Origin of the sequence: Wolbachia endosymbiont of Drosophila baimaii (assembly GCF_028982185.1) — a bacterium.
In the GTDB taxonomy this organism is placed as follows: Bacteria; Pseudomonadota; Alphaproteobacteria; order Rickettsiales; family Anaplasmataceae; genus Wolbachia; species Wolbachia pipientis.
On record NZ_JAPQLE010000084.1, the window covers coordinates 1 to 2169 of the forward strand.

Sequence of the window (2169 nt, forward strand, 5' to 3'; positions counted from 1 at the left end):
CCAATCTTAAATCTCTTGGCAACAGTTTCTCCACTCTCTCCTTCATCCAATGCTTCCATTACCTTTTTCCTTAAGTCATAACTATATGCTACTGGCATGCTTACCATCACTACTATAAATCCATATCTTACCTTTTTTGGACTATTATGAGAAGTGCTATAACTTGTATCATTCCAGCAAAATGTGTCAAGTAAGTTTTTTCGTTTCTATAGCTACTTGGATGACAAAAAAAGAAATACTAGACTTTATACCTTTTGCACTCAAATTCACATAAATCATGAATTATGCACGTTTCACACGAAGGTTTCTGTGCTTTGCAAACATATCTACCATGCAAAACTAGCCAATGATGAGCATAAAGCAGGTATTTTTTGGGAACCACATTTAAAAGAGATTGTTCTGTTTTAAACACATCTTTTTCTTTCACAAGCCCGATTCTATTGCTCGCTCTAAAAACGTGAGTATCAACTGCCAATGTTGGAATGCCAAGCCCCGAATTTAAGAACACATTAGCGCTCTTTCTTCCCACTCCCGGCAAAGACACCAAATCATCGAAATCAGTAGGCACTTTGCTATTGTACCTCTCAATCAATATTTTGCTGAGCCCGATTATGTTTTTTGCTTTGGAATTATATAAACCAATACTGCTTATGCATTTTTTCAGCTCACTCTGCCCAAAGCTCAGCATTTTTTCTGGCGTATCAGCGATATTAAATAGTTCTCTTGTAATTTTATTAACGCTTACATCAGTTGTCCGCGCTGATAAAACTATCGCAATCAGTAACGTAAAATGATTGGTATAATTTAGCTCTATTTTTGGCGTAGGATTTGATTGTTGAAACTTTTCAAATATTAGTTCTACTTTTTTTGAGTCCATGCATAGAGCTAAAAGCTTATACTATACTGCCAACCTCTTATTGTGCAAGAATTTGCTTTTGAGGTCCAGACGGCTGTTCAGCGTTAACATCAGACATATTAGTGTTCACTTCATCGAAATTCCTCTCAGCAAATTCGTTAGCCACCTCTGCAAAACACTTTCTAACAAGAGGCATAATTATCGGCATTAATAGTTTTCGCGGGTCATACCATCCTAACAGGTCAGTTTCCTTTTGTACCCTATCTCTTGGATCCTCTTCTAGTAAATCTTTTGTGTGCTTTTCAGCATATATTTCACAGCCTTTTGAGAAAACAGGAGCTAACATTTCAATTAATACTGCCAATAACAATAGTGAACCAAGTATGGTTCCACCAACAGTTAATCTATTAGCAATGAAATTTGTTGTAAGTAGATAAACAGAAAAAGCAGCTAAAGGATAGTTGATAAGAAGCTTACTGCCTAGCGCGATATAGTTCATTTTACTTATGAATTCATCAGTGGAAATTTCTGAATTTTTATACTTTTCCATATAATAATTCACTAATAAACCAAAGGCTCTACTAATAGCGATGTTAAATGCTATGATCCACCATGAAAAATAGCAACCTATAGTAACTATAGTTAACAGGCCTAAGGGTAGAACACTAAGAGTCCGAATAAATAGTAAGGCATTTTTACGTTCTATAAATCTTAACGCTAATTCTTTTTTATCCTCATCTACTAGGTTCTTTTTTTCCTTTAGAGGAGAAATATAAAGAAATAGCCGTATACTAGGTTTTGATAAGCGTTTATTAAGCTCGCCATGGTCTGACGGCCCAAAAAAACTGCTATAAATATCTCCTGAAAAACAGTATTCCACATGGCTTTGTTGCATCACACTTTATGAGATGGTGATTTATGGTAAATTCATGTAACTATCTCAAATTTAGCCATACCAATATCAGTGAATTTATTAAGCAAATAGCATTTGATTAGCAGTTCTTTTTCTCGATTTATCTCAGATTTATTCCTAAAACTAAATCCGAATATTTGCTTTAATCTTGAGAAAAACCCTTCAATATAAGATCTTTTCCCATAATTTACTTCTTTTTTCCATTCTTTCATGCCATCTTCACCGTATAATTTTATTAACCTAATAGCAGCATTCCTGTCAGACATATAATCTATTTCTGGATGTTCTGCCGCATTGTTTATTGGTGGAATTTTTGTCTTTATATCATATTCGTTACACAACTTATAAAACTTGTGCCTATCACATGCTCTATCTGCATATAGTGCTTTTATGGCATGCT

2 protein-coding genes and 2 pseudogenes are annotated in these 2169 nt (G+C 34.5%); all 4 read right to left on the reverse strand.

All coding sequences use genetic code 11. The features are described 5' to 3' along the window. Positions 1 to 98: pseudogene (locus OZD66_RS02790) on the reverse strand (IS630-like element ISWpi11 family transposase); the annotation flags it as partial. A 140-nt stretch (positions 99 to 238) separates the two neighbouring features. After that, positions 239 to 877 carry an endonuclease III gene (gene nth, locus OZD66_RS02795; protein WP_182367067.1) on the reverse strand — a complete coding sequence of 213 codons (639 nt, stop codon included), beginning with the start codon at positions 875 to 877 and terminating at the stop codon, positions 239 to 241. A 37-nt stretch (positions 878 to 914) separates the two neighbouring features. Next, positions 915 to 1658 (reverse strand): annotated as a pseudogene (locus tag OZD66_RS02800) (molecular chaperone DnaJ); the annotation flags it as partial. A 125-nt stretch (positions 1659 to 1783) separates the two neighbouring features. Beyond that, a partial coding sequence (locus tag OZD66_RS02805) for a transposase (protein WP_458695172.1) occupies positions 1784 to 2169 on the reverse strand: 386 nt, incomplete at its 5' end.